The organism is Paenibacillus sp. J22P143 (assembly GCF_059692035.1).
In genome coordinates, this window is sequence record NZ_JCAUAQ010000004.1 from 150,393 (window position 1) to 173,831 (window position 23,439).

Genomic DNA, 23,439 nt, shown 5'->3' on the forward strand with positions numbered 1-23,439 from the left:
AATTTATGATAAAGCTCGTTCGATGACCGCCATACGAATCGGTACGCCGTGAGCGATTTGGGTGAAAATTCGGGACTTCTCATGCTCGACCAGTTCATCATCTAGCTCAACATTACGATTGACTGGAGCCGGATGCATGATGATCGCATGAGGCGCCATTCGGCTAGCACGTTCTACGGTTAAACCGTATTGCTCGCGGTATTCTTCAGCAGATTTGATTAGCCCTGTGTCGTGTCGCTCCAGTTGCACACGCAACATCATGACGACATCGGCTTTCAAAGCCTCTTCGAAGGACACGTACGGTGCGAATGCAGCAAGCTCTGGAGCCTGCATACTAGCTGGAGCACAGAACTGAACTTTCGCACCTAGGGCGATTAGGCCCCAGAGGTTGGAACGAGCAACACGGCTGTGTAGAATGTCTCCGATGATGGAGACGGTCAAACCTTTGATGGCGCCGAATTGCTTTCGCATCGTATAAAAATCAAGCAACGCTTGCGTTGGGTGCTCGTTATTGCCGTCTCCCGCGTTGATGAGCGGGATTTTGATTTTCTCTGCCAGCTCTTGCAGCACACCGTTCGGCTTCAATCGAATTACGCCTGCATCGATACCCATGGATTCTAGGGTACGAACTGTATCGTAGATGGACTCACCTTTTTGTACGCTGGATTCAGCTGACGAGAAGTTCAGCACATCTGCTCCTAGACGTTTTTGTGCGAGTTCGAATGAGAAACGGGTTCTTGTACTATTTTCAAAAAATAAGTTTGATACGAATTTCCCTTGAAATTGGTTGTTTACTTTGCTAGGGCTTTGTTCCCAATAGGCTGCACGATCAAGAATGCTTGTGATCTCCTCTGCACTTACGCCTTTCAGTCCCAAGAAATGTCTAGATGTATATGTACTCACGCTACTCACTCCTGTTTCCCCCTCAGTATAATGACTTCATCTTTATCATCAATTTCCGTTAGTAACACTTCAATACTTTCACTCTTCGATGTAGGCACGTTCTTTCCTACGTAGTCAGGCCTGATGGGCAACTCGCGATGCCCTCTGTCCACTAGTACTGCCAACTGGATCATTTGCGGTCTTCCCAAATCAATCAGAGCATCCATCGCTGCCCTCACTGTTCTTCCGGTGTAAAGCACATCATCGAAAAGGATGATTTTGCGATCCTGAATTTGCAACTTGCCGCCTTCTTGCACATTCTCAACCGATTTTACCTTCACGCGATCATCCCGATAAGATGTGATATCAACCTCACCTACAGGAATCGGTACGCCTTCGATTTCTAGTATCAGTTCTGCTACTCGCTTCGCTAAGTAAATGCCTCTTGTCCGAATTCCAATCAAGGTACAGTTCTCTACACCTTTATTCTTTTCCAGTATCTCGTGTGCAATCCGCGTAAGTGCTCTACGAATTCCCATTTCATCAATAATGGTGTGTTCGGCGGTCTCATTCATCGTTTTCGCCTCCTGGCAAAACTATCTTAGTCAGCATTCACCCGCGTTTTCTGGTGTGAAAACCAAAAAACTCCTTGCCCAATTCATGGCAAGGAGTTCACGAGTGCATAAAGAGATAGAGCGGGGCTGCAGGATGCGCACATCCTCAAGCTTACTGAATCCGCGACTCAGTATTACCCGACTTTTCTTATCGTTTTACCTTGCCAGCCTCTCTGGACTGTTTTTAAAGGCACATATGTAATTAAAAGAATTATGCCACTTTCGACATGATAAGTCAATATAAATATAAGGGATCCATTTGTTTTCGCTAGTCAGCGGCACGAATAGCTTCACTTGGTGAAAGTTGTAGGATCCGATTAGATGGTGCGATATTCAGCAGAAATGTTAAAAGCATAAGTGTTCCCGCTACTGGCGTGATTATCTCCCAAGGATAATGAAATGAAAGTGCAAGATCTGTTGGTTTTTTACTAGCTTCTAGTAATTTTATCATGATGTATCCACCAATAGAACCGAACAAGCAACCATTTAAGAGCCCAAGCCATCCAATAGCTGTTCCTTCGACGAGCAGCATTTGACGTATATGGCGTGTACTGAGTCCTATGCATCGCAACATCGCAAGTGTTTTGGATCGTTCTTGGATGGCGCGAAACTGAAGGATCGCTAAGCCTATAAAGCCAATACCTAATGCCAGCACCATGAAGCTATTAAATATCCAAAGTACGCTAATCGTGCCAAGATCCTCTGAAACTTGAGAAATTCCTGGGGCAGAAAATCCATTGACATTTAATGAGACGAGATGGTCTTCTATCTGGCGTAGATATGTAGCGTTTTTCGAAGGCAGAGGGAGCATGATATACCCTTTTTCGGGCATATATCCCCAACGAAACCCCTGATCTTTCAACTCATCATAGATGTGGGAATTGACGAACATAACATTATAAAATTCCATGCCTGTTGGTGTATCAGCAAAACCAATAACTTCAACTTCTAATGTATTCACGATAGATGGTTCCTTACCAAAACCAGGGGTATTGGGACCCGCAGGCTTTTCGTATATACCCAATCTCAAATTATCTCCCACATTTATTTTTGTATATTTTTTTTCCACTCTGTAAATTGCGGCCCATTTTTCTGGTGCATAACTATATTTGTTATCCAAAATGACAAATCGCGGATTGTTCTTTACCGCCTCCCACGTCTCCTTATCTGAAGCAAAATCAGATCTTCGCTCCGACAAACTAGATAGGCCATTGTGTATAAAAGCATCACTTGGAACCGTTACATTCAACTGGCTTTTAGGAGCTAAAACACCTTCCGAAACAGTTTGGATCATATATGGTTCCATAACGGGAGCATTCTTAACGACACTCCCCATTTCCAGATCCTGATTAATAATAGATAACACACGCGTTTTTTCATAATCGCTATCATACTTGATGTATGCTGGATATCCAAGAACCGTATAAGGCTTCTGATTCATATCTCGGTAGAAGTGCTGAGTGATGTTGACTACAAGAGTTAACAACATAAAACAACAACTGAATAGCAAGGTGACAACAAATGTGCGTCGATAGTTTCCTGCTGGATAACGAAAAGCAAGGATTTGTGCCACTTCTCCAATGCCAAATCTCCGCAATACAGGTTTTACTAGTCGTTGAGCAAATGGAAGCCATTGTATGATTATATACAGTGAAGATAGAGAGGAAACAAACCACAACGCTAATACAGACATAAATTTCATTGAGGGATTATCCATCTCCGAAATAAGGATTGCCACACCGTTCCCAGAAACTATCTGCACGCTAAATACACCTAAGCAAATGAGTGAACCCACAATTAAACCTATGCGAATTATCACATGCTTGTATCCTCTGCGCGGCTCGTTTGGATTACCCTCACCTCGTAAAGCAGGTATTATTCGCAACCTACCCAGAAAATAACAAGAAATGACCGAAGTAACTGATAATAAGCAAAGTACGATAATTCCAACAAACAGGATACCGTCTAAAGAGATATACGGTAGGATTGGAACGCTATGAGCGCTTGAAGTAAAAACTAAATCTCGATTAAGCCAACCAAACAAACCGATGACACCCATACCGAGTGGAATCCCCGCAAAAATTCCCGCACCTGTGCTAAGTAAGTTGATTAAGAAAGTTTCGATAAAAAAAATCACTTGTGTCTGCCTTCGTTGAAAACCAAGCGCTCGCAAAAGTGCCATTGTTTCTTTACGAGCATCCGCTAGCATCAGCAGTATTTGCATCATAAGCAAAGATCCAGCAAAAATAGCTGTTATACTGCACAAAACAAACGTAACCCCATGTTGTTTTTTTAATTGTTGCACTTGTTCAAAATCCGTTTGTTTTTGTTGTTTCTCCTCAAATAAAGGCATTGGAATCGGAAAGTGTGTAGGGGTAGCATTTCTCAAAAATGCGTTCGTATTTTTAGTGAAAATGGAGGTATATGTTTTCTCTGGAATTTCATTTAAAATTCTTGCACTGGACAAATCCATTATTAACGTACCTTCTACAGAGCCGCTTCCTCGATAGCCAGTAATCCCTTGTTCCTTAATAATTCTCTTCACATGATAGAAATGCTTCCCACCATTTACATCGGATATGCTCACAGTTTCCCCTTCCAAAATTCCAAGCGGTTTTGCGATCGAATCTGAAAGAATAACTTCATCGTTGGAAAGCGGGAGATTCCAAAGTCGATTCCCGTTATCAAAAATCGCTGTTTGCGAAAAATCCATGCCAATTCCCAAATACCTGCGTCCTGTGCGCACCGTCTGAAGATTACTATCTACCTTGTTAAGCGATGTCTCAAACGTAATAACAGGCAAAGACTGGATTTGCGTTTTCAATAAATTGTCGTTGATGGTCATCACTTCATCTAATGTGAAATATTGATTATTATTTGGAGGGACTAATTCCCATTCAATAGGACCGTAATGTTGATTAAGCCATCGACTTCCACTGTAGTTAAACGATTGGAAGAAAATAACAGAAGCCATAATCAGTGCAGCCCCGATACATCCTCCCGCTATCGTTAGTAATGTTTGCCTTCTTTGAGACCTTATGTTTCGCCAAGCCATTTTCCAATAAACAGCAGACGCTATCATACCTCTCATTTCCTCACCTGCATGTCCAAAGAGTCACCACGCACGTCGTCATTGGCTCCCATGCTCACAATCCGCCCATTTTCCATGCGGATAATGCGGTCTGTTTGCTCGGAAATGCCAGCATCATGTGTAACCATAACGATGGTTGTTCCCTTAGTCTCATTCATATGACGAAGCAGTCCTATTATTTGTTGAGAATTGTGGCTGTCGAGGGCACCCGTTGGTTCGTCAGCCCATATCACGATCGGTTCTGAGACAACTGCGCGGGCAATCGCAATTCGTTGATTTTGTCCACCTGATAATTGAGCGGGACGAGAATCTAGCTTATCACCTAGACCTACTTCAATTAATATTTGGCGTGCTTTTTGATTTGCACTTTTGGTAAGCATGCCTTGGCCAATTAACGGAAGTGCCACATTCTCTAGAGCAGTTAGTACCGGAATCAAATGAAATGCTTGGAATACAAAACCCATTTTGGTTAAACGGAAGGCAGAACGAACTTTTTCTTTTGCACGATATATATCAAATCCCTGGATGTAAACATTTCCATCAGTTGGATTATCTAATCCAGCTAGTACATGAAGTAGTGTTGTTTTACCACTACCCGATGGACCAATAATACTAATCATTTCACCTTTGTTAATGAATAGATTGATATCCTTCAATGCCCGTACCGTTGATTCTCCGTTCCCAAATGTTTTGGTTAACTGATTCGCTTCTATCATATTCCTACCTCTTTTCTGATTGGTAGCTCCAGTCTAACAAACAAATATGCAGATCTTATGGAGGTAAAACGGACAAGTTGTGCAGATCCTATTCATTCGAAAAATACAGGGAATCTAAATTGGAACGTCGTTCCTTCCTGCCATCTACTAGTAACTTCAATCGTGCCATGATGAACTTCTATGAACTGCTTCGCAATGGAAAGTCCTAAGCCTAGACCTGATTGTGAACCCAATTTCTCTTTCTGCCGGTTCTCTTGCCCCCGATAGAAACGTTCAAAGACATATGGAAGTTCTTCTTCCTCAATGCCAACACCATCGTTGTACACGGTGACCACACAGAAAGAAGAATCGAAACCTACTGTAATCTTGACAATCGAATAGGCATATTTTAACGCATTTCCAATCAGATTAACGAGTACTTGTCGAATCCGATCCTCGTCCGCGTATACGCGGTACACATCATTTTCGTTGTGAAACATGAATTGTATGCGAGCGCCATCGGCATCTGAATCCAAAATAATAATTAGTTCCTCCATACACTTCCGTAATGAGAACCACGTTTTATTCAACAGCAAGTTGCCCGACTCTGCTAAAGCGAGCTGCTGTAAGTCTCCCAGTAGTTTGCTCATTCGAAATACTTCATCTTGAAGTAATACGGCTTGAGAAAGTTCTATTGGACTTTGACTGTAAAATGAATTGTCAAGCTGCGCTCTCATAATCGTTAATGGTGTTCGCAATTCATGCGCTATATCCGCAACCATGGATTTGCGAATGGTCTCCAGGCGGTAGAGTTTCTGACCTAACTTACTTATCTGTGAGATTACTGCTTGTTCGATTTCTGATAAAGTAAATAATCTTCTATCCTTTTTTTGTAATTCAAGAAAGGATAAATGAGATAGCACGTTTCTCAATGATCGCTTGTGAGCTTTTTCTTTGGCAACTAGCACACTAGCCAAAATGACAAAGATGAAAACACCTATAAGGCCTGAACTTCTCCATATACGAGAAACATCTCTTATTTTGCTCTCTGCAGATACCACAAAGGTACCTACTTTTTGGCCGCTCACCAATACCACTTTCCTGTTGCTAGCATTTGAAATGTTGTTGCCATTTGTGTCGATGATGGGATTGCTCTGTGACCATATGAGTTGATTGGATAATGACCAAATTTGCAAGTCGCGATCACGCATAATCTTGGAAGATTGAAGCTTAGCTATGACTTCCTCCCAATTTCCATAGAGCTCAAACAATGAGGAAATCATTGTATCTGTTTGAATCATCATTTGATGTTGTTCATCTTTTTCTACTTTCAATTGACTCCAATAAGTCATGCTAAATATACATAAAGAACATGCAATTGCTGTTAGGAAAGCAGTATACATCCCTCTGGACTTGATCAATGAATCCAACATGCTTAACTGACATCTCCTCCAAATTTATAACCGATTCCATACACAGTAATGATATATTTCGGGTTAGCAGCATCCTCCTCCAACTTACGTCTTAGATTACGAATGTGTGAATCAATCGTACGATCAAATCCGTAAAAAGCTTCTCCTAAAGTTTGCTCTATGAGCTGTAATCTGCTAAATACACGTCTCGGTTGAAGTGCTAAGGTAAGTATTAATTCAAATTCCGTAGGTGTAAGTGAAATAAGCTGACCGTTCTTCCTTACTTCATGGTGCAGTTTATCTATGGTTAACGAGCCTATTTGAACAACCGATTCTTCAGTAACACTTTGAGATCCTGATCGTCGTAGAACTGCCCTGATTCTCGCAAGTAATTCCTTCATTCCGAAAGGTTTACTCATATAATCATCTGCTCCAACATCAAGCGCAGTTACCTTATGCGCCTCATCCGACTTCGCTGTCAGCATGATGACAGGAACTTTCCGTATACGCTGTAAGTCTTTACATAAATCTAAACCAGACATCCTTGGCAGCATCCAGTCGATGAGCAATAAGTCAAATGTTTCCCTTGCAAAAATTACCTTAGCCTCTTCGGCATTCGTTACATGTGTAATCATGCAGCCTTCGAGCTGCAAATATGGTAATACCTCTTCTACGATTCGACACTCATCTTCCACCCATAATAGCTTCATGGAACCCTCCCTAATGTACTGGCGTTAGGATTATACATATTTGAATATTGCTTCATTCAACCATTAATTCCCATTAGAACAAACCAATACTAATAGAGTTGCTAGCAGATCGTCAATATCATTGAACGATTGATACCATCCCTCCTTTGAGCAAATCCACACCCATGTGTTATAATTTACATATGAAACGGCTTTATTTCCCTAATTAGACTTGCTGTCTATGTGACCACAACTGAAGGAGGAAACTATGTTCAAATTGTTTAAGTTTTTGAGGCCCTACCGAGCTTCAGTGGTTGTCATCATCACATTAATGCTCTTGCAATCGCTCGCTCAGCTCTATCTGCCAACACTCCTCTCTGACATTGTCGATGTCGGTGTTGTGAAAGGAGATGTGGGCTACATCCTTCGATTCGGGGCTTATATGCTTTTGGTCGCCATGGGGGGGATGGCTTGTGTCATGGTGGCAAGTTATTTGCTCGCTAAGACTGCAACCGGCTTCGGGCGGGATTTACGCCGGCATCTCTTCGCCCATGTCGAGAGCTTTTCCTTGCATGAGTTTGACAAGCTAGGGACGTCTTCACTCATCACAAGAACGACGAATGATATCGCTCAAGTTCAACAATTAGTTGTGATGATGCGAATGTTCATCGGGGTGCCTACCATGCTCATAGGCGGTGTCATTATGGCCTCCTATAAAGATACTAATCTCGCGATTGTACTATACGCTGTAATCCCCATCCTTGTACTTGTTATTGCCGTTATTATGCGTAAAAGCCTTCCCTTATTCAAAACGTTGCAAATGAAAATCGATGGGATCAATCTTGTTCTGCGAGAGCATTTAACAGGTATTCGCGTCATTCGTGCTTTTAATCGATCGAACCATGAAAAGTTGAAATTCGAGCGAGCGAATCAAGATTTCACGCAAATTGCCATCAAAGTCAATACGATTATGGCTACGATGATGCCCATCATGATGCTCGTTTTTAACCTTGGCATTGTCGTCATTCTTTGGTATGGCGGTGTGCGGATTGATAACAATCAGATGCAAATTGGAGATTTGATGGCATTCATTCAATATGCGATGCAAATTATGTTCAGTATGTTCATGATGACCATGATCTTCATGATGATCCCGCGAGCATCCGCTTCTGCCGTACGTATTAATGAAGTACTTGCGATTAAATCCAACATCCATAGTGCGGACAACGCGCTCAAGCTCCAAGACGAACAAACCGTCGTTGCATTTAATCACGTGACCTTCAGTTATCCTGGTGCCGAACAACCAGCTATTCAAGATATTTCTTTCCGTGCTGCGCCTGGAGAGGTTACAGCCATTATAGGAGGAACGGGTTCAGGCAAAACGACACTCATCAATTTGTTGCTGCGCTTCTATGATGTCGAGTCCGGCTCCATCACATTGAATGGCCTGCCGCTTCCTTCTCTCTCATTGGAAAGTGTGCGAAATCAAATCGGTTATGTTCCACAGAAAGCCATACTCTTCTCGGGTACGGTTGCGGACAACCTCAGATTCGGCAACGAAGAAGCGACAGATGAGGAAATTGCTTCTGCGGCAACAACTGCCCAAGCAACTGACTTCATCAGTGGCATGAAAGATAACTTCCAAGCCACACTCGCACAAGGCGGAACAAATCTATCGGGTGGTCAGAAGCAACGACTTGCGATTGGTCGAGCACTCGCTCGCAAACCGAGCATTTATATTTTCGACGACAGCTTCTCCGCTCTTGATTTCAAAACGGATGCGAAGCTTCGCGCTGCACTACAATCAGAAACAGCTCGTGCAACCATGATCATTGTCGCTCAGCGTGTCAGCACCATTATGGATGCGAACCAAATTATCGTTTTAGATGAAGGAAGAATTGCAGGCATAGGTACGCATAGTGAACTTATGAAAACCTGTGAGGTCTATCAAGAAATTGTTGCTTCTCAGCTATCAGAGGAGGAAAGTGCATGAGTGAGAAACCAAAAGAACCGCAACGTCCCGCAGCTGGCGTAAATCCAGGTCATTTTGGCCGTGGCGGGATGGCTGGAATGGGGATGCCTGTCCAAAAGGCCAAAGACTTCAAAGGTACACTGAAGCGTCTGCTGGGGTATATGCAGCCTTTTCGCATATCGATCTCATTCGTCCTGCTTGCCTCCATATTAAGCACATTATTTAGCATCGTGAGTCCGAAGCTAATGGGAAATGCGACAACGAAGCTTTATGAAGGCTCTATGGGCAAGCTAAAGGGCATCGCAGGCGCCAAGATTGATTTTGATGCGATTTTTCAAATTATTCTAATATTGGCCTTGCTGTATATTTTCAGCTCCGTCTTAATGTACATCCAGCAACGGATTATGGTCGGTGTCACACAGCGTATTGTCTTCAATTTACGTCGAGATATCAGCGAGAAACTTACGCGTGTTCCACTTTCTTTCTTTGATGCAAGAAGCCATGGCGACACCATGAGCCGAGCTACGAATGATGTGGATACGATCAGTTCAACGATGCAGCAAAGCTTAACGCAGCTTATTACATCGGTTGTTACTTTAGTCGGAATCATCATCATGATGCTGACCATCTCGCCATTACTAACACTGGCTACCATTGTTACCTTGCCACTCAGTATTCTAGGAACGAAGATGATCGCTTCCCGCTCTCAGAAATATTTTAAAGGGCAGCAACGGACCTTGGGTGAGCTGGGTGGGCATGTCGAAGAAATGTATACAGGTCATTCCATTGTGAAAGCATTTGGCCGGGAACGACAATCTGTTGAGAAATTCAATGAGATTAATGATCGTTTGTATCATTCCGGTTGGAAAGCTCAGTTTATTTCTGGGCTCATCTTTCCATTAATGTCGTTTATCGGGAATATCGGCTATGTGCTCGTCAGTGTCATCGGCGGGATCATGGTTACTCATAACGTTATTAAAATAGGTGACATTCTCGCCTTCATCCAGTATTCCGGACAATTTGGTATGCCGATCACGCAAGTGGCGAATATCGCCAACGTGATACAGTCTACGATTGCAGCTGCAGAGCGAATTTTTGAATTATTGGATGAGCCTGAAGAGGTTTTGGAAAAGAACGCAACAGAGTCCGTCGATCAGGTTAAGGGTCATGTACAGTTTGAGGATGTTTCTTTTGCTTACAAAACAGATACACCACTTATCGACAATATGAATATCGTTGTATTGCCAGGACAAACCGTTGCGATCGTCGGGCCTACAGGTGCAGGCAAAACAACCATTGTCAATTTGCTCATGCGCTTCTACGAATTACAGAGCGGCCGAATTTCCATCGATGGAGTGGATTCACGCGATATGTCGCGAAGTCATCTTCGTGGACTGTTCGGTATGGTGCTGCAGGATACCTGGCTTTTCAATGGCACAATCCGCGACAATATTGCTTACGGACGTCATGGTGCCACAGAGGATGAAATCGTCGAAGCAGCGCGCGCGGCCTACGCAGATCATTTCATACGTACGCTGCCGGATGGGTATGATACGATTTTGAATGAAGAAGCGTCCAATCTATCCCATGGTCAAAAGCAATTACTTACTATTGCACGTGCGATCCTAGCAGATCCAGCGATCTTGATTCTTGACGAAGCAACGAGCAGCGTCGATACGCGGACGGAAGTTTCCATCCAACGCGCTATGAATAATTTGATGGCAAATCGCACCAGCTTCGTGATTGCTCATCGGTTATCAACGATCCGAGAAGCTGATCTCATTCTTGTCATGAATCAAGGAACGGTCATTGAACAGGGCACGCATGGGGAGTTGCTTGAACAGCAAGGATTCTATGCCGAGCTCTATCATAGTCAATTTGCACAAAAAGCTGTGTGAAACAGATTGGCTCAAACGCCCCCTTTCTGCTAATATAGGAGAGTCAATCATAAATTTGAAGGAGATGTCACCATGACCGAAATGAATACCCTAGAAATTATTAAGTTTATTAAAGAAAGCACGAAGAAAACTCCGGTGAAAGTATATGTAAAAGGAAACCTGCAAGGCCTTGAGTTCGGCGAAGGCAGCCAAGCTTTCATCTCTGGCGACAGCGGTGTCGTTTTCGGTGAGTGGAGCGTGCTTCAACCGATTCTAGAAGCTAACACAGATAAAGTTACTGATTTCGTTGTAGAAAACGATCGTCGCAACTCAGCAATTCCTACGCTAGATTTGAAATACATCAATGCTCGTATCGAGCCAGGCGCTGTTATTCGCGATAAAGTACATATTGGCGATAACGCGATTATTATGATGGGCGCACTGATCAACATCGGAGCATCCGTTGGCGATGGCACGATGATTGACATGAACGCTGTACTTGGCGGACGTGCACAAGTAGGCAAAATGTGTCACATTGGCGCTGGTGCTGTTGTAGCTGGCGTTATCGAGCCTCCTTCCGCACAACCATGTGTGATCGAAGATGACGTTCTTGTTGGCGCTAACGCAGTTATCCTAGAAGGCGTTCGCATTGGTAAAGGCTCTGTTGTAGCAGCAGGCGCAATCGTAACGCAAGATGTTGAAGAGTACACAGTTGTAGCAGGCGCACCTGCTCGTGTCATCAAAAAAGTAGACGACAAAACGAAATCCAAAACCGAAATTCTAGCAGACCTACGTACCCTATAAGGTGTCTGGATCTGGAGGAAATCGTTATGCTTAGCCCTTTTGTAGAGCTGCGACGTCAGCTGCATCAAATCCCCGAACCGGGGTTCCAAGAGTTTAAAACGCAGCAACTACTGCTCGACCAGTTGGCCAAGCTACCGCAGGATCGTCTCACGATTCGCACATGGCGTACGGGCATTCTGGTCTATATCAAAGGCTTAAATCCGAGCAAACGCTTCGGCTATCGCGCAGATATGGACGGGCTTCCGATCACGGAGGAGACCACTCTCCCCTTCCCTTCTCAGCATCCAGGCTATATGCATGCATGCGGGCATGATTTTCACATGTCGATTGGGATGGGGGTTGTGACTCATTTCGTATTGAATCCCATGAAGGATGATCTTGTCGTGATCTTCCAACCCGCTGAAGAAGGACCTGGCGGCGCATTACCGATGCTAGGTGCTGAGGAATTGCAGGATTGGATGCCGGATCAAATGGTTGCGCTCCATATCGCGCCAGAGTACCCTATCGGCACCATTGCCGTCAGACCTGAAATCTTGTTCGCCAACACTTCGGAGCTATTCATTGATTTGCTTGGTAAAGGCGGCCATGCGGCCTATCCACATCAAGCCAATGATATGATTATCGCGGCTACGCAGATGGTTGGTCAGCTTCAGACAATCGTGTCACGAAACGTGAATCCCTTGGATTCCGCTGTGATTACAATTGGCAAAATGGAAGCTGGGACGAAGCAGAATATCATCGCGGAGAAGGCTCGCTTAGAGGGGACGATTCGCACACTTTCTGCGGCATCTATGGACAAGATCAAAGGACGCATTGAAGCCGTAGCCGCGGGTATCGAAGCTTCCTTCGAATGCCAAGTCGCGATTGACTGGGGTTCCAATTACCGTCAAGTGTATAATGATCCGGCATTGACGGTCGAATTCATGGACTGGCTTCGCGGACGTGACAATGTTACGTTGTTCGAATGTACGGAAGCCATGACTGGCGAAGACTTTGGTTACTTTTTGGAGAAAATCCCTGGCTTCATGTTCTGGTTAGGCGTGGATACACCACACGGCCTGCATAATGCCAAGCTTGATCCGGATGAGCGTGCTATTGATGTAGCCATCGATACGATTACGGCTTATCTGAGATATAAGTCCAGTTAAATGAAAGAACCTCCAATCCACTACTTCTCGTAGTAGGATCGGAGGTTCTTTTCATTACAGGTTTAATTTAATTTAAAACGACTCAGCACGCCATGCAGCTCATCAGCAAGTCCGGATAATGCGACGGAGGATGACGAAATCTCCTCCATCGTCGCCAACTGCTCTTCTGTTGAAGCCGCGTTATTCTGACAGAACGCAACTACTTGATTGCTTGCAGCGGATACCGTTTCCGCGAGTGTCACCACATGTTTACTGGAAACAGCAAGCTCCTCTTTAGTGACCGTCGTTTGCTTCACTTGCGAGAAGACGGCAGAGACCGTATCTTCAATCGTATGGAATACTTCATAGACCTTTGTTGTTTTCACCAGACCGATGCTAACTTTATTCGATATCGTATCCATTGAGACAACCGCTTGATTCGTTCGCAGCACAATTCCTTGAATTAATTCAGCAATCTGGAGAGCAGATTGCCCCGATTGTTCCGCTAGCTTGCACACTTCCTGCGCTACGACAGCGAAGCCCCTGCCGTGTTCACCGGCCCGCGCCGCTTCAATCGAAGCGTTAAGCGCAAGCATGTTCGTGCGGTTCGACAAGTCTTTAATCATGATAATGATACCGTTGATTTGCTTAGACTGTTCACCAAGCGATTGAATATCCAAAGATGCGTGCTGAACAGTTTCATTAATCTCTTTCATCTCATGAAGAACAGAACTCACTGCAATCGCACCTTGTTTAGACGCCACAGCAGCAGATTGAGCAAATCTAGACACTTCCTCATTACCTACAGCTACTCGCTCGATCCCTGCAGTGATTTGATGTATAGCCTCAATAGCCTCATCCATATCATGTTGTTCTTTTTCTGCACTTACCGAAATAAGCTGTGTCGCTTCAACGATTTGCTCTGTTGCCTTCGTCGTCTGCTCGCTGCTTGCGCTGAGCTGTTCAGAAGATGCTGCAACTTGTACAGCCGTATCCATCGCCTGCGAAAGAATTTGGCGCAACTTGCGTATCATTTGGTTAAACGAATTCGCTACCTCAGCTACTTCATCATGGGAGTTTACTACAATTTCGCGGCTTAAATCACCATCGCCCTCGGCAATTTCCTGCATCTGTCGATTGACAGCTCGAAGCGGACGCGTAATGGAACGAGTGAGCACCAGTCCAATCGTTACCGCGATAATGACCGCAGCAATAAGCCGCGCTATAAGCTCTATATCGGAATAACATCTCACAGCAAAAAGCGCACCTATCGATTAACGATGAAGGTGCGCTTTTAATAGAAGGACTGTTTTCATTTGCTTTAGCTTAACTAAACAAAAAAACCTTTGTTCATTACAACTTACCTACAAATCGCTCAAGCCGATCCAGCGATTGCTCCAATACATCCTGTGCGTAGGCGTAAGAAATTCTTATATAGCCTTCCCCATAGGATGTAAAGGCATCGCCTGGCACAACTGCGACATGCTCTTCTTGCAGCAGCCTCATGGCAAACTCTTGCGAGGATAGGCCAAATTTCGCGATAGATGGGAACAAGTAGAAAGCACCATCTGGTTTTTCAAGCTCTATCCCCATCGCAAGCAATCGATCGTAGACGTAGTCTCTCCGCGCTACATAAGCTTCGCGCATTGGCAGCGCATCATCTATCCCAACCGTCAGCGCCTCTAAGGCAGCATATTGGCTTACTGAGCTAGCGCAGGTAACGTTATACTGGTGAACCTTCACCATGTGCTCTGTGAGATACGCAGGAGCCATTGTAAATCCAATCCGCCAGCCCGTCATGGCATGCGATTTGGACAAGCCATTAATCACGATTGTCTTTTCACGCAGCTTGCCAACTGTTGCAATTGAATGGTGACGAACCCCATATACCAACTCGCTATAGATCTCGTCGGACAAAACAAACAAATCGCGATCCGCCAACAATTCTGCTAAATCTGTAATTTCCTGCTCACTTAGGACTTGACCCGTTGGATTCGATGGATAACATAGAATAACGCAACGCGTTTTATCTGTTAAATAAGGCTCCAACAGCTCAGCCGTTAATTTCAAGCCGTTCTCTCTTGTATCCACATAGACAGGAACGCCCCCAGCTAGGCGGATTAAAGGCTCATATCCGGGATAAATCGGAGCCGGGATGATGACTTCAGCACCTGGCGTCAAGATCGTTCGCAGCGTGATATCCACAGCTTGGCTAGCGCCAGCTGTGACGATAATTTCATCCGCCGCGTGATAAACTTGTCCATATTTGACCTTCACGAAGTTAGAAACAGCTTCACGCAGCTCTAAGAGTCCAGGGTTTTGGGTGTAAACGGTTTTGTTCTGATCCAAAGCCCTCTGACCCGCCTCGATAATATGCCGCGGCGTCGGGAAATCAGGCTGCCCAATCGTTAAAGTTAACGCACCAGGAATGGTGCTGACCAAATTCGAAATTTTGCGAATACCGGAAATTTGAATGTCTTTCACTTGCGGATTAATCAAATGTTCCAACATATCCAGCTCTCCCCCTCTCCAATGAACAAGAACTATGTTGTCCGTATCGTTTGTATCAGGTTTTCCATATCCGGAGGAATCGGCGCTTCAAACTGCATCCATTCCCCCGTACGCGGATGTTTGAAACCAAGAATCGCCGCGTGCAGGGCTTGACCTTCCATCAGCATGCCTTTGCTTTTGCCGTACATGGGATCTCCAACGAGTGGATGGCCAATGAACTTCATATGCACACGGATTTGGTGTGTGCGGCCAGTTTCCAGCTTTAGCTCAACTAAGGTAAAGTCCCCGAATCGCTCCATAACAGCGAAATGCGTCACAGCGGTCTTGCTATTTTTATCCGTCACCGTATACATCTTTCGATCATGAGAATCACGCCCGATAGGTGCATCAATGGTTCCTTGATCATGCTGAATATATCCATGGACTAAAGCGATGTATTTACGGTTAACGGTGTGATCTTTCAATTGCGCAGCAAGACTCGCATGTGCTTTATCGTTTTTGGCAGACATAATTAAGCCTGAAGTGTCCTTATCGATGCGATGCACGATGCCAGGACGAAGCTCACCATTAATCCCGGATAAGTCTTTACAGTGGTACATCAAGGCATTCACTAAAGTACCCGAATAATGACCAGGTGCCGGATGAACAACGAGTCCTCTCTGCTTGTTTATCACGATCACATCGCTATCCTCATACACCACATTTAGCGGAATATGCTCGGCAACAAGCTCCACTCCTTGAGGTTCAGGAATTTGCAAGGCGATCACATCTTGTACGGATAATTTATAATTTGGTTTTACCGCTTTCCCATTCACCTTAACGTGACCGTCTTTGACCCATTGTTGGACAAGTGTTCTAGAAATATCTTCATCCAACGCTTCTGTAATAAACTTATCGATGCGTTCGCTGGCAAATTGTTCTTCAACCGTCCATTCAATCGGCTCTTGGGATACGGATTCAGGTGAGGTCTGGTTGTTGTTCATGTGTTGCTCCTTTTTTCTCTTTTCGTGAAGCTAGCAGCGACTCGATAAATATCAGGATAACCCCGACTACAATGCAGGAATCAGCAACATTGAAGATTGGGAAAATATAATCGACTTCTTTGCCGAAAAAGTTAAAGTCAAATGTGAATTGAAAGAAATCGACGACTTCCGCGAATAAGGCACGGTCAACAAAATTACCGAAAGCTCCTCCAAAAAGCAAACTCAATGCGAAGGGCAACAATACTTTTCCTTCACGAATTGTGCGCTGCATGTACCAAATAATGGCACAAAGCACAATCGTCGTAATCACAATAAAGAACCAACGCTGGTTTTGTAAAATACCAAAAGCCGCACCACGATTACGATGGGAAGTAATCATGAAAAAATCACCGATGACAGGACGTTCCTCGCCGAGCGGAACCCTTTTCACAATAATCCATTTCGTAACTTGATCTAGAATGAATGCAAGAAGCGCATACAAGTAATATTTCAGATATTTCAATTATGTGTACCTCCTTAAAGTTTTCGTCAGAAAACTGACTTCGTAAGCATCCACTTATGTTGAAAACTTGTACATTCCTAATTTGCAAGGAATTACCTCACTAAAAAAAGCGGTCTATCGGCATCATAAACGGTATGGATGAGCTGTTAGAAGGGAGCTGTATGACCTATGAGCCATTTAACTGATGAGCAATTACAAATATTATATGTACAACTATTGGAGGAAAAGGTTGCACTGGAGAAGCATTTTGCCACGAATGATCAATTTGGACTCGCAAATTCTTTTTCTGATTCCATTGGCGAGCTGTCCATGTATGATAATCATCCTGGTGATATCGGGTCTGAAATTTTTGAAAGAGCGAAAGATATCTCGCTCAATGAACATGCGGAGATGCATTTACAGCAAGTCAACGAAGCTTTAGCCCGTATGGAAAGCGGCGAATACGGCGTTTGCGTCTTTAGCCATCAACCCATTCCGTATGAACGCCTACAAGCTATCCCTACAACCTTGTACAGCATAGAACATGTACCAGACCCAGATCAATCCTTCCGACGTCCCGTTGAAGAGCAAGTTCTTTACCCGCCTTTCGGTCGTACAAGCTTCGATGAGAAAAACAACGAAACTGAATTCGATGGCGAGGATGCGTGGCAAATCGTAGAAAGCTGGGGAACCTCGAATACGCCCGCTTTCGCTGAAAGCAACCAAGTGGAAAGCTACAACGACATGTACATCGAAGCTGATGAGCTGGAAGGCTATGTAGAGTCTTTCGAAAGCTTTGTAGCCACAGACCTATATGGTGAACATGTTACGATTGTACGAAGTAAAGCCTACGATGCGTATATGCACAGTGATGAAGGCGATCCATTCCTTGAACCCGAAAGATCCGTCGATTTGGATGATGATTGAATAGCCTGATTAAAAAATAGGACAAACGAGCTTCGCAAATTGCGTAAGCTCGTTTGGTTCCTCTACTCGTGATAATGAGCAGTCACGACATCATTACATCTGACACAGAGTGTTGGATGCTCTTTACTGTGCCCAACTTCTGGTGTCACTATCCAACAACGTTCACATTTTTCACCGTCTGCAACAGCGATTGCAATGGCAACATCTTTGGACTGAAGGGCACCTTCTGGTACGGTTACCATGCCTAGTGGGTGAAGGTTTACAGCGGACACGATGAACAACTGATCTAATTGCTCGAATTGTGTTAACAACGTAGACATCGCTTCATTCGGATACAAATTCACAGCAGCTCCTAGAGAGTTACCAATGACTTTCTCTTTACGCGCTTCTTCTAACGCCTTCAGAACGTCATCCCGCACTTCCAAGAAGGAATTCCATTTATTTTCCAATTCTTCGTTATATACACTCGTTTCTACTTCCGGTAATTCCGCAAGTTGTACGGAGCTTAGCTCGGCACCAGGAATGTACTTCCAAACTTCATCCGCAGTATGTGGAAGAATCGGTGCGATCAGTTTCGTAATCGCTGTTAATGCCGCATATAACACGGTTTGTGAAGCTTTTCGTGCTGGGTCCTCAGCTGCATTCGCATATAGACGATCCTTAATGATGTCCAAATAGAAAGAGCTCATCTCCACGGCACAGAAATGGTGAATCGTTTGATACACAACATGGAATTCGTAAGCTTCATATGCTTTGATAACTTTCTCGATCATGCGATTCAAACGAATCAACGCATAACGATCAAGCTCTGACAAATTCGCAGTTGCCACGCGATCTGTTTCAGGATTGAATTGACTCAAATTCCCAAGTAGGAAACGCATGGTGTTACGAATTTTACGATAAACCTCAGTCGTTTGGTTCAAAATATTGTCCGAAATCCGGTGATCAGATTGATAATCCACGGATGAAACCCATAGACGAAGAATATCAGCGCCTAGTTTGCCGCAAACCACATTCGGATCAATCGTGTTACCGATGGATTTGGACATTTTGCGCCCTTCGCCATCCAGTGTAAAGCCATGACTGAGAATGCCTTTATACGGCGATTTCTCTCTTGTTGCAACACCTGTAATCAGGGATGAATTGAACCATCCACGGTATTGATCGGAGCCTTCAAGGTATAGATCAGCAGGCCATTGAAGCTCTGGACGCGACTCGAGAACCGCTACATGACTGGAACCGGAATCAAACCATACGTCCATGATGTCCGTTTCTTTACGGAACTCGCCATGACCACATTTCGTACAGCTAGTGCCGTGAGGAAGAAGCTCTTTCTCCTCTTTGATGAACCATGCATTCGAACCTTCTTGCTCGAATAACTGAGCAACATGCTCTATCGTTTGCTCGTTGACAAGCGGCTCATTACAGCTGCGGCAATAGAAAATCGGGATTGGAACCCCCCATGCCCGCTGTCTAGAAATACACCAGTCCCCACGATCAGCGATCATGTTATGAAGACGAACCTCGCCCCACTCCGGCGTCCATTTCACTTGCTTGATTTCATCCAGCATCTCTTGTCTGAACTTATCGATCGACGCGAACCATTGCTCCGTTGCACGATAGATAACAGGCTTCTTCGTACGCCAATCGTGCGCGTATTGATGCTGAATATCCGCAGCTTTTAGTAAAAGTCCGGACTCTTGCAGCTTCTCGATGATCTGCTTGCCGCCTTTTTCATAGAACAAGCCTTCGTAACCAGGCGCTTCAGCTGTAAAATGGCCTTGATCGTCTACAGGACAAAGTACGCCAATGTTATAACGCTGACCAATTGCAAAGTCATCTTCCCCATGACCAGGCGCTGTGTGGACACAACCCGTACCTGCTTCAAGCGTCACGTGCTCGCCAACCATCACGAGGGACTCCCGATCGTAGAAAGGATGTTGGCAAGTAACAAACTCCAACTCGCTGCCTTTTACAGTCGATAATACTTCGTACTCGCTCCAGCCGATTTCTTTAGCTGCTGTTGCTAACAAACCTTGTGCTAACACATATTTCTTCCCATTCGCTTGCACAACCGCATACTCGAATTCAGGGTGTAAGGAAATACCCAGGTTCGCAGGTAAGGTCCAAGCTGTCGTTGTCCAAATGACGATGGCAGCATCTTCAGGAAGCTTACCTTTGCCATCTTTCACTGGAAACGCCACATAAATGGATGTTGAAGTTTTCTCTTTGTACTCGATTTCTGCTTCAGCCAACGCGCTTTCTGAGGATGGGGACCAGTATACCGGTTTTAACCCTTTATATACGAAGCCCTTCTGAACCATCGAACCGAATACACGGATTTGCTGCGCTTCATAGTCTGGTTGCAACGTGATATACGGGTTCTTCCAATCTCCGCGAATACCTAGACGTTGGAATTGACTCTTCTGCTTCTCAACCGATTGCAGCGCGTACTCTTTGCAATATTCACGAAACTCAGGTACGGTCATTTTCTTACGATCGACTTTCCCGCTGTTCGTAATCACTTGCTCGATCGGTAAGCCATGCGTATCCCAACCAGGTACGTAAGGCGCGTCGAAGCCTTGCAGTGTTTTGAATCGAACGATAATATCTTTCAACACTTTGTTAAGTGCGTGACCGATATGAATATCTCCATTCGCATAAGGAGGCCCGTCATGTAAAATAAACTTCGTTCTTCCCTTGCGACTCTCTTGTACTTTGGCATAAATGTCTTCCGCTTCCCAGTGTTCTTGCATTTTCGGTTCGGCTTGAGGTAAATTACCTCTCATCGGAAATTCTGTTTGTAGTAGATTTAATGTTTTGCCATAATCCATGATTACCACTCCATCCCTGGTTCAATCTTTTCATTGTCTAAAAAACAAAAAAAGCCTCTCATCCCCAAAAAAGGGACGAGAAACTCAACTCGCGGTACCACCCTCGTTAAAAAGCATCATGAACACACGCCTAAAGGCGAATCGAACAGAGCTTCTTCACTCGATCATGTGTAACGGCATGACCCGTTTCTCCCTACTTGATTCAAGAGACGCTCCTGGGGGATATTCGGTACGCTGCAGAGATTAGGCTCACACCAAAACCCTAATTCGCTGACACTGCTCATAACGCCCTACTCGTTCCAGTCATAGCTTTATTGCGATACATTTAACAGGAGTATAACCAATCTGGCAGACATAGTCAATAAGATAACTGCCTATGGCCACATGCCTACTCTTCTGTAGTTTCAAACTGCATACTTTGCCAGCCTTCTGTGTTCAATAATTCAAGTTGAGCTTCAAGCAATGTCCGAAAGCGGGTGCGATAAATGGAAGCTTGCTTCTTCAGTTCTTCAATTTCAAGAGCTACTTTGCGTGAGCGCGTCAATGACTCGTTAATAATCCGATCCGCATTTTTCTCAGCTTCCTTCAAAATCAACTGAGCTTCCTTCTTCGAATTGCTTCTGACTTCATCCGCAGCTTCCTGAGCCACGATAATCGTCTTGCTCAGCGATTCCTCGATATGCGTGAAGTGATCCAAACGCTCTTGCAAAGATAAATTTTGATTCTGTAAATCCTTATTTTCACGAATGAGCGCCTCATAATCCTTGATGACTTGATCTAAGAATTCATTAACTTGATCTTCGTCATAACCACGAAACGAACGTGAAAACTCCTTATTATGTATATCTAGCGGTGTTAATGGCATCAGTGCCCCTCCTTAGCGTTTTGCGTAGCAAAACTGACTTCGTAAGTATAAGCTGAGCTTTTCTTCAAGCTAGCCTACACCCATGTCTATACAGTTCAGTTCGACAGAAAATTAGCAATTCCTGCAAAGTTCGTGGATAAATTATCCACGATCATGCAAACTTGCCAATCTTCACACGAATTCGACCTTTTTTCGATACGCCTTCCACTTCAAGCACTTTAAATCTACCAAATCCCTGTAGGGAGATCATATCGCCTTCTTTCAAGGACTTGCTTGGATCTTCTTCCAGCTTCCAGTTCACGCGGCAACGGCCAGCCTGGATTGGTTGCAACACTTTGGCTCGGCTAAGCCGGAATACATCGCTTACAATACCGTCCATACGCATGGAGGCAACTGATAAATGAAGCTCATCCAGTTGTACTTGCGCTAGCTCTAGCTTGTCTAGAGAAAGCAATTCCGTTTGAACATGTACTCTATGTACTTGAGATAAATTCAAATGCAAATAGTCGGCTGCGTCCTGGGTCACCAGGCAATGGCAGCCGCCATCAATAACATGAATATCGCCAACCTTGTCTCGCTTCATGCCGAGTCCAAGAATGGCGCCCATGTAATCTCCATGTTCTAATGTTAGAAATTTACCATCCCCTGAGGAGACGGCCAACACGGCCATAGCCATGTCTTCACCTTCCAAAGTCCGGTAATCTGGTGCAATCAGGGCTCGTCTACGTTCTGCCGCCTCATAACCGCCATCAAAACGGCAATGCACATCCGGGTGTCGGTTGACGAGTGAGTTCAGAATGAAGGCTTGTCTGGGATCGAGGAAATCGGTTAATTTCACGGCATGATGCTCAGCAGCTCTCTCGACCCAATCCCAGGCCTTATCTACAAAATGGTGCTCGTCTGGGTGAAAATGACCATAGATTTCTTTCGTCAATGTTAAAATAACCTCGCAATGAACTTAAGAACTGCAATGATTCCCATAACCACGAAATTCAATGCGAATAGCGCCACAACCGGGGATAAATCAATGGGACCAATGCTCGGGATGATTTTGCGAAATGGACTCAAATACGGTTCAACCAGCTTAGCGAGCAGTCCACCGACAAAACTGTCACGTGCATTTGGAAACCAAGATAAGATCAAATAACCAAATATCATGTAAAAATAAAGTTTCTGTAAAACCCATAGAAAATCGTACACGTTTTCCACGTAGTCATTCACCTCTGTGTTAGGATATACGTCTATTCCTCGCCCATCATCTCAGAGATGTGACCATGAATATCTACTGAATCTGGCGTACAGAGAAAGATATTCGGTCCAAGCTTAGAGATAGACCCATTCAATGCATAAACTGTACCACTTAAGAAATCTACGATTCGGATGGCTTGATCACCACGAACTCGCTGTAAATTAACAACAACGGCCCTACGAGCACGTAGATGATCCGCAATGTCTTGTGTTTCCTCATAAGTACGAGGTTCACTAAGGACAACGCGTGAATTTTTCTGTGAATGTATACTAACGACATTCGCCTTGTTTTTATTACGTAATTCATAAGGATTGGTTTCAGGTTCTTCCGTTGTTTCTACAATCCGTTCACGCTCTACAACTTCTTCCTCTTCCTGGAGCCCCAGAAAATTCATAAATCGGTTATACACACCCATATTGGTTCCCT

The 23,439-nt window shown here is 44.4% G+C and carries 20 protein-coding genes and 1 other annotated feature; of the genes, 5 read left to right on the forward strand and 15 right to left on the reverse strand.

The annotated features are described in order from the left end of the window. Nucleotides 1-3 precede the first annotated feature (3 nt). The 6 genes from AC58PQ_RS09870 to AC58PQ_RS09895 form a co-directional block, all read right to left on the reverse strand. Nucleotides 4-903 (reverse strand): aspartate carbamoyltransferase catalytic subunit, encoded by a 900-nt coding sequence (locus AC58PQ_RS09870; RefSeq protein WP_497241774.1) that lies wholly within the window; start codon nt 901-903, stop codon nt 4-6. Between the two features lie 5 nt (nt 904-908). Beyond that, complete coding sequence (gene pyrR, locus AC58PQ_RS09875; RefSeq protein ID WP_497241775.1) at nt 909-1,457, reverse strand: bifunctional pyr operon transcriptional regulator/uracil phosphoribosyltransferase PyrR; 549 nt, start codon at nt 1,455-1,457, stop codon at nt 909-911. A gap of 307 nt (nt 1,458-1,764) precedes the next feature. Then, the gene (locus AC58PQ_RS09880; RefSeq protein WP_497241776.1) at nt 1,765-4,587 is read right to left on the reverse strand and encodes an ABC transporter permease; all 2,823 of its coding nucleotides are present in this window, start codon (nt 4,585-4,587) and stop codon (nt 1,765-1,767) included. Continuing rightward, the gene (locus AC58PQ_RS09885) at nt 4,584-5,303 is read right to left on the reverse strand and encodes an ABC transporter ATP-binding protein (RefSeq protein ID WP_497241777.1); all 720 of its coding nucleotides are present in this window, start codon (nt 5,301-5,303) and stop codon (nt 4,584-4,586) included. The genes AC58PQ_RS09880 and AC58PQ_RS09885 overlap by 4 nt, the downstream gene beginning before the upstream one ends. A 92-nt stretch (nt 5,304-5,395) precedes the next feature. Continuing rightward, complete coding sequence (locus tag AC58PQ_RS09890; RefSeq protein WP_497241778.1) at nt 5,396-6,715, reverse strand: sensor histidine kinase; 1,320 nt, start codon at nt 6,713-6,715, stop codon at nt 5,396-5,398. A gap of 2 nt (nt 6,716-6,717) precedes the next feature. Next, nucleotides 6,718-7,404, reverse strand: coding sequence for a response regulator transcription factor (locus AC58PQ_RS09895; protein WP_497241779.1), 687 nt, complete (start codon nt 7,402-7,404; stop codon nt 6,718-6,720). 247 nt (nt 7,405-7,651) lie between these two features. Between AC58PQ_RS09895 and AC58PQ_RS09900 the strand changes: the two genes are divergently transcribed. The 4 genes from AC58PQ_RS09900 to AC58PQ_RS09915 all read left to right on the forward strand — a co-directional run bounded on the left by AC58PQ_RS09900 (nt 7,652) and on the right by AC58PQ_RS09915 (nt 13,184). Continuing rightward, the gene (locus AC58PQ_RS09900) at nt 7,652-9,376 is read left to right on the forward strand and encodes an ABC transporter ATP-binding protein (RefSeq protein WP_497241780.1); all 1,725 of its coding nucleotides are present in this window, start codon (nt 7,652-7,654) and stop codon (nt 9,374-9,376) included. Continuing rightward, complete coding sequence (locus AC58PQ_RS09905) at nt 9,373-11,253, forward strand: ABC transporter ATP-binding protein (protein ID WP_497241781.1); 1,881 nt, start codon at nt 9,373-9,375, stop codon at nt 11,251-11,253. The genes AC58PQ_RS09900 and AC58PQ_RS09905 overlap by 4 nt, the downstream gene beginning before the upstream one ends. A gap of 72 nt (nt 11,254-11,325) precedes the next feature. Then, nucleotides 11,326-12,036: a 2,3,4,5-tetrahydropyridine-2,6-dicarboxylate N-acetyltransferase gene (gene dapD, locus AC58PQ_RS09910; protein ID WP_497241782.1), complete on the forward strand. Its 711-nt coding sequence runs from the start codon at nt 11,326-11,328 to the stop codon at nt 12,034-12,036. Between the two features lie 26 nt (nt 12,037-12,062). Then, nucleotides 12,063-13,184, forward strand: a complete 1,122-nt coding sequence (locus tag AC58PQ_RS09915; protein ID WP_497241783.1) for an N-acetyldiaminopimelate deacetylase — start codon at nt 12,063-12,065, stop codon at nt 13,182-13,184. A gap of 62 nt (nt 13,185-13,246) precedes the next feature. On the opposite strand, the gene AC58PQ_RS09920 is transcribed toward AC58PQ_RS09915, so the two are convergent. The 4 genes from AC58PQ_RS09920 to lspA all read right to left on the reverse strand — a co-directional run bounded on the left by AC58PQ_RS09920 (nt 13,247) and on the right by lspA (nt 17,150). Further along, complete coding sequence (locus AC58PQ_RS09920; protein WP_497241784.1) at nt 13,247-14,416, reverse strand: methyl-accepting chemotaxis protein; 1,170 nt, start codon at nt 14,414-14,416, stop codon at nt 13,247-13,249. A gap of 100 nt (nt 14,417-14,516) precedes the next feature. Further along, a complete protein-coding gene (locus AC58PQ_RS09925) occupies nt 14,517-15,671 on the reverse strand; it encodes an aminotransferase A (RefSeq protein WP_497241968.1) in 1,155 nt (384 codons plus the stop codon). Between the two features lie 35 nt (nt 15,672-15,706). Next, nucleotides 15,707-16,657: an RluA family pseudouridine synthase gene (locus AC58PQ_RS09930; protein WP_497241785.1), complete on the reverse strand. Its 951-nt coding sequence runs from the start codon at nt 16,655-16,657 to the stop codon at nt 15,707-15,709. After that, nucleotides 16,632-17,150, reverse strand: coding sequence for a signal peptidase II (gene lspA / locus AC58PQ_RS09935; protein ID WP_497241969.1), 519 nt, complete (start codon nt 17,148-17,150; stop codon nt 16,632-16,634). Before lspA ends, AC58PQ_RS09930 begins: the two co-directional genes overlap by 26 nt. Nucleotides 17,151-17,327: 177 nt before the next feature. On the opposite strand from lspA, the gene AC58PQ_RS09940 reads away from it, so the two are divergent. Continuing rightward, nucleotides 17,328-18,065 (forward strand): TraR/DksA C4-type zinc finger protein, encoded by a 738-nt coding sequence (locus AC58PQ_RS09940; protein ID WP_497241786.1) that lies wholly within the window; start codon nt 17,328-17,330, stop codon nt 18,063-18,065. Between the two features lie 62 nt (nt 18,066-18,127). On the opposite strand, the gene ileS is transcribed toward AC58PQ_RS09940, so the two are convergent. From ileS to AC58PQ_RS09965, 5 genes are all read right to left on the reverse strand, one after another. Next, a complete protein-coding gene (ileS, locus tag AC58PQ_RS09945; protein WP_497241787.1) occupies nt 18,128-20,899 on the reverse strand; it encodes an isoleucine--tRNA ligase in 2,772 nt (923 codons plus the stop codon). Nucleotides 20,900-20,967: 68 nt separating this feature from the next. Beyond that, nucleotides 20,968-21,215, reverse strand: a binding site (T-box leader). Between the two features lie 72 nt (nt 21,216-21,287). Continuing rightward, nucleotides 21,288-21,764: a DivIVA domain-containing protein gene (locus AC58PQ_RS09950; protein ID WP_497241788.1), complete on the reverse strand. Its 477-nt coding sequence runs from the start codon at nt 21,762-21,764 to the stop codon at nt 21,288-21,290. A gap of 151 nt (nt 21,765-21,915) precedes the next feature. Next, the gene (locus AC58PQ_RS09955; RefSeq protein ID WP_497241789.1) at nt 21,916-22,698 is read right to left on the reverse strand and encodes a YlmH family RNA-binding protein; all 783 of its coding nucleotides are present in this window, start codon (nt 22,696-22,698) and stop codon (nt 21,916-21,918) included. A gap of 2 nt (nt 22,699-22,700) precedes the next feature. After that, entirely contained in the window at nt 22,701-22,973 is a 273-nt protein-coding gene (locus tag AC58PQ_RS09960) for a YggT family protein (protein ID WP_497241790.1), read from the reverse strand. 32 nt (nt 22,974-23,005) lie between these two features. Beyond that, nucleotides 23,006-23,428: a cell division protein SepF gene (locus AC58PQ_RS09965; protein WP_497241791.1), complete on the reverse strand. Its 423-nt coding sequence runs from the start codon at nt 23,426-23,428 to the stop codon at nt 23,006-23,008. Nucleotides 23,429-23,439 lie beyond the last annotated feature (11 nt).

Coding starts and splice junctions, on each gene's coding strand:
- pyrR (WP_497241775.1), bottom strand. CDS start 1,457: ATGAATGAGACCGCCGAACACACCATTATTGATGAAATGGGAATTCGT.
- AC58PQ_RS09880 (WP_497241776.1), bottom strand. CDS start 4,587: ATGAGAGGTATGATAGCGTCTGCTGTTTATTGGAAAATGGCTTGGCGA.
- AC58PQ_RS09885 (WP_497241777.1), bottom strand. CDS start 5,303: ATGATAGAAGCGAATCAGTTAACCAAAACATTTGGGAACGGAGAATCA.
- AC58PQ_RS09890 (WP_497241778.1), bottom strand. CDS start 6,715: ATGTTGGATTCATTGATCAAGTCCAGAGGGATGTATACTGCTTTCCTA.
- AC58PQ_RS09895 (WP_497241779.1), bottom strand. CDS start 7,404: ATGAAGCTATTATGGGTGGAAGATGAGTGTCGAATCGTAGAAGAGGTA.
- AC58PQ_RS09900 (WP_497241780.1), top strand. CDS start 7,652: ATGTTCAAATTGTTTAAGTTTTTGAGGCCCTACCGAGCTTCAGTGGTT.
- AC58PQ_RS09905 (WP_497241781.1), top strand. CDS start 9,373: ATGAGTGAGAAACCAAAAGAACCGCAACGTCCCGCAGCTGGCGTAAAT.
- dapD (WP_497241782.1), top strand. CDS start 11,326: ATGACCGAAATGAATACCCTAGAAATTATTAAGTTTATTAAAGAAAGC.
- AC58PQ_RS09915 (WP_497241783.1), top strand. CDS start 12,063: ATGCTTAGCCCTTTTGTAGAGCTGCGACGTCAGCTGCATCAAATCCCC.
- AC58PQ_RS09930 (WP_497241785.1), bottom strand. CDS start 16,657: ATGAACAACAACCAGACCTCACCTGAATCCGTATCCCAAGAGCCGATT.
- AC58PQ_RS09940 (WP_497241786.1), top strand. CDS start 17,328: ATGAGCCATTTAACTGATGAGCAATTACAAATATTATATGTACAACTA.
- ileS (WP_497241787.1), bottom strand. CDS start 20,899: ATGGATTATGGCAAAACATTAAATCTACTACAAACAGAATTTCCGATG.
- AC58PQ_RS09950 (WP_497241788.1), bottom strand. CDS start 21,764: ATGCCATTAACACCGCTAGATATACATAATAAGGAGTTTTCACGTTCG.
- AC58PQ_RS09965 (WP_497241791.1), bottom strand. CDS start 23,428: ATGGGTGTGTATAACCGATTTATGAATTTTCTGGGGCTCCAGGAAGAG.